This window comes from Mesorhizobium sp. M7A.F.Ca.CA.002.09.1.1 (assembly GCF_003998555.1).
Classification (GTDB): Bacteria; Pseudomonadota; Alphaproteobacteria; order Rhizobiales; family Rhizobiaceae; genus Mesorhizobium; species Mesorhizobium ciceri.
Window position 1 is genome coordinate 1 of record NZ_RZRR01000540.1, and the last position, 3,905, is coordinate 3,905.

Annotated in this window: 4 protein-coding genes; 1 reads left to right on the plus strand and 3 read right to left on the minus strand. The window is 63.6% G+C overall.

What is annotated here, in order from left to right:
- Both EN994_RS21500 and EN994_RS21505 read right to left on the minus strand, forming a co-directional pair.
- The coding region (locus tag EN994_RS21500) for an FAD-dependent oxidoreductase (protein WP_164746062.1) at positions 1–1,666 on the minus strand (1,666 nt) is incomplete at its 3' end.
- Positions 1,667–1,686: 20 nt separating this feature from the next.
- On the minus strand, positions 1,687–2,229 hold the full coding sequence (locus EN994_RS21505; RefSeq protein ID WP_032807957.1) for an XRE family transcriptional regulator: 543 nt from the start codon (positions 2,227–2,229) through the stop codon (positions 1,687–1,689).
- 225 nt (positions 2,230–2,454) lie between these two features.
- Here EN994_RS21505 and EN994_RS21510 point away from each other — a divergent pair, with 225 nt between their 5' ends.
- Positions 2,455–3,159 (plus strand): nitroreductase, encoded by a 705-nt coding sequence (locus tag EN994_RS21510; RefSeq protein ID WP_063170259.1) that lies wholly within the window; start codon positions 2,455–2,457, stop codon positions 3,157–3,159.
- 11 nt (positions 3,160–3,170) lie between these two features.
- On the opposite strand, the gene EN994_RS21515 is transcribed toward EN994_RS21510, so the two are convergent.
- On the minus strand, positions 3,171–3,905 hold a 735-nt coding region (locus EN994_RS21515; RefSeq protein WP_127307793.1), incomplete at its 5' end, for an MFS transporter.

The following is a 3,905-nucleotide window of genomic DNA, read 5'->3' on the forward strand; positions in this document are numbered from 1 at the left end:
GCGTCATCAGGTTCTCGTCGTGACGCACGACGGACATTTCGGTGACGATGCGGCCCTTGTCGTCGGCGAAATAGACGAGACCGATGCGGCCTGGCTTCGGCACCAGTCCGGTGACCTGCAGGCTCAGCCATTCGGCGGCACCTGGACCATCGAGATTGAAGCGCGAGAACCCAGGCAGGTCCAAAATGCCGGCAGCGTCACGCACGGCCAGGCATTCTTCGCGCACACGATGCTGCCATGGCCCGTCGCGGCGAAAGGTCAGCGTGGCTTCCTCGGAGATGTCATCGCCGTCCTGCGCGTACCAGGTGGCACGCTCCCAGCCATTATAGGCGTCGAAGCGGCCTCCGAGCGCCTTGATGCGATCGTGGATCGGCGACAGCTTGCGGTCGCGGCCCTCCGGCCAGGCATGGCGCGGGAACTGGATGGCGTATTCGTTGCCGTAGATCTCCATGCCCTTGGCGACGCAATAGTCCGGCGCCGCGGCATAGGAAGTGAAGCGGCGCGGGTCGCACGACCACATGTCCCATTCGGTCCGGCCCTCGGTCACCCATTCGGCCAGCACCTTGCCGGCGCCGCCACCCTGGGCAATGCCGAAGGTGAAGACGCAGGCCTCGAAGGCATTGGGAACGCCGGGCATCGGGCCGATCAGCGGATTGCCGTCCGGCGTATAGGGGATCGGCCCGTTGATCACCTTGGACAGGCCGGCCGTGCCAAGGATCGGCACGCGGGCGACGGCGTCGGCCAGATAATGTTCCAGCCGGTCGAGATCATCGGGGAACAGCTGGAAGGAAAAGTCCTCCGGCATCGGGTCATTGTGGCTGGCCCAATGCGCGCGGCAATTGCGCTCATAGGGGCCGAGATTCATGCCGTTCTTCTCCTGGCGCAGATAGTAGGAGGTGTCGACGTCGCGCAGCAGCGGCAGCTTCTTGCCTTGTTCCTTCGACCATGCCGCGAGTTCGGGGATCTCCTCGAACAGAATGTACTGATGGCTCATCACCATCATCGGCACGTCGCGGCCGAACATCCGGCCGACTTCGGCGGCGCGGTAGCCGGCGGCATTGACGACGATCTCGCAGCGGATCTCACCCTGTGCCGTCTCGACCACCCAGTCGTCGTTCTCGCGGCGCACGCCTGTGACCGGGCAGAAGCGGATGATCTTCGCGCCCATGTCGCGCGCACCCTTGGCCAGCGCCTGGGTGAGTTGCGCCGGATCGATGTCGCCGTCGCTCGGGTCGTAGAGCGCGCCTTTCAGCTCATGCGTCTCGATGAAGGGATAGCGACGCTGGATCTCGTCGACACCGACAATGTCTATGTCCATACCCTGGTAGAGGCCCATGCCCTTGGCGCGCTGGAATTCCTGCATGCGCTCGAGCGAGTGGGCAAGGCGAAGCGAGCCGGTGACGTGATAGTTCATGGGGTAGTCGACCGCGTCGGCCAGCCCGCGATAAAGCTCGGTCGAATAGCGCTGCATGTTCATCAGCGACCAGGACGAGGAGAAGGTCGGCACGTTGCCGGCGGCATGCCAGGTCGAGCCGGAGGTCAGCTCGTTCTTCTCGAGCAGCACGCAGTCGGTCCAGCCCGCCTTGGCGAGATGATAGAGCGCGGAGGTGCCGACGGCGCCGCCTCCGATGATCACCACGCGCGCCGTGCTCGGCAAACCCGCCATGTTCTTCTCCAAACTTGAACTCAATAGACGGGTGGTGAAACCACCCAGATGACAATTGCCGGCTCGGCACCCGGATTGCGCCAGCGGTAGGGCTTGCCTTCGAAGCGAAAGGAGTCGCCCTCGCCAAGCCGATGCCAGACACCTCCGATCTCGATGTCGAACAGTCCGGACGCGACGTATCCGGCTTCCTCGGTCGGCCGCTGCGCCTCGGCCTTCAGTTCCGCGCCCGGCGCGAAGACCGAACGCACCATCTCGAAGCTACCGCCGAGATCGGGCGACAGAAGCTCCTCCACCAGGCCGGATTCGCTTGTGCCAAGCGTGCGGCGCCTGCCGGCGCGCACGACCACGCCGCGCTCGCTTTCGACAGGTACGTCATGGCTGAAGAACAGGCTGATCGGCACGCCGAACAGTTCGGCGAAGGCTCTGAGGTCACCGAGCGACGGCGTCGACAGGCCACGCTCGACCTGGCTGACCCAGCCGACCGAACGGCCTAGCTTCAGGCCGATCTCGGCGAGCGTCAGCCCGCGCGCCTTGCGCAGGGCCCTGATGTCGCCGGCCAGCACGCGTTCGTCAGGTCCCTGCAATGTTCTTGCGGTAGTCGAAGGCAAAACGCTCTCTTTATGAAAAATCACCGACAAATTTCATGAGAAATCAAGCTCATGAAAAAATCAAGCAGATTTTCACGGATGCACAAGATTTGCTTGCGCGATTTTGACGGTTCATGCAAAGGCTCCGCCGAGAGCGGCGAGTGGGGACGTCCGATCGAGACAAAGGGTAAGGGACGGCCCATGCTGGAAAATAACCCCCGAATCGAGGGCGACGCCGAGATTGTCGACGAGGCGATCCTGTCGCGCCGTTCGGTGCGCGCATTCCTGCCCGACATGGTCGAAGACGACACCATCCGCGCCATTCTGGCGGTTGCGGCGCGCGCCCCATCCGGCACCAACATGCAGCCATGGAAGGTCTATGTCACCAAGGGCGAGAGCAAGCAGCGCATATCGGACGCCATTCTCAATTCCGGCATTCGCGCCGAAAAAGCCGATTGGGACGAGTACCGGTATTATCCCACGCAGTTCTTCGAGCCGTATCTGACGCGACGCCGCGCCAACGGTTTCGGCCTCTATGGCGCGCTCGGCATCGGTCGCCGCGAGGTCGACAAGATGCGCGCCCAGCACGACCGCAACTTCGTCTTCTTCGACGCGCCGGTCGGCATGATCTTCACCATCGATCGCCGCCTCAACCAGGGTTCATGGATCGATTACGGCATGTTCCTGCAGAACATCATGGTCGCAGCTAGAGGCAGGGGTCTGCACACCTGTCCGCAGGCGGCGTTCGCGCCCTATCACCGGCAGATCAGGCCGGTGCTCGACATTCCGGACGAGGAGATCGTCGTCTGCGGCATGGCGCTTGGTTATGAAGATACGTCAAAACCTGAAAACGCCTTCCGCACCGACCGCGTGCCGCTGCAAGAGTGGGTGACGTTCAGCGAATAAGCCAGCCGGCCTCATTCCGTGTTCATCTGTGCGCCGTGGCCGCTGACATGGGCGCCGTCCTGGGGTGTCAGCTTGAGATAGGCGAGCAGCGCGCAGAGCGTGATGATGCCCTCGATCACGAACAGGATGCGGAAATCGTCGGCGACGGCGGGGCCGCCGCCCGCCAGAAACGACAATGCCGCGGCGGCCAGGCCGACGCTGATCGCCACCGCCAGCTGCCATAATATGTAATAGAGCGCGCTGAAACGGGCGAGCTGCTCGGGCGCGATGTCGGAATAGGCGAGGTTGCCGGTCGAGGCCCATTGCGCGGAGCGGAAGACGCCGAAGACGAAGATGTAAGTGAGCACGATCCACACCGGCGTCGTCGCCTGCATCAGCGCGAAGCCGGCAACCAGGGCGGCGACGATGGGCGTGTTGTAGACCAGCACGCGGCGAAAGCCGAAACGGTTGAGGACACGCGGCATGAAGAACCGCATGGCCACCGAGCCGACCGCGGCTACGAAGGTCAGCGATCCCGCCTGCACCGCGCTCATGCCGAAGCCGAGCTGGAACATCAGCGGCAGCAGGAAGACGACCGAGCTAAGGCCGATCGTGTCCAGCCCGCCGCCGGTGAGGAACGAAATGCGGAAGGTACGGATGCGCAACAGCTTGAGATCGAGCAGCGGATTGCGCACGCGCAGGCAGTAGAACGAGGCGATGGTCAGGATGACGAGCGCCAGCGCCAGTTCGCCGGCGATGATGCCGCC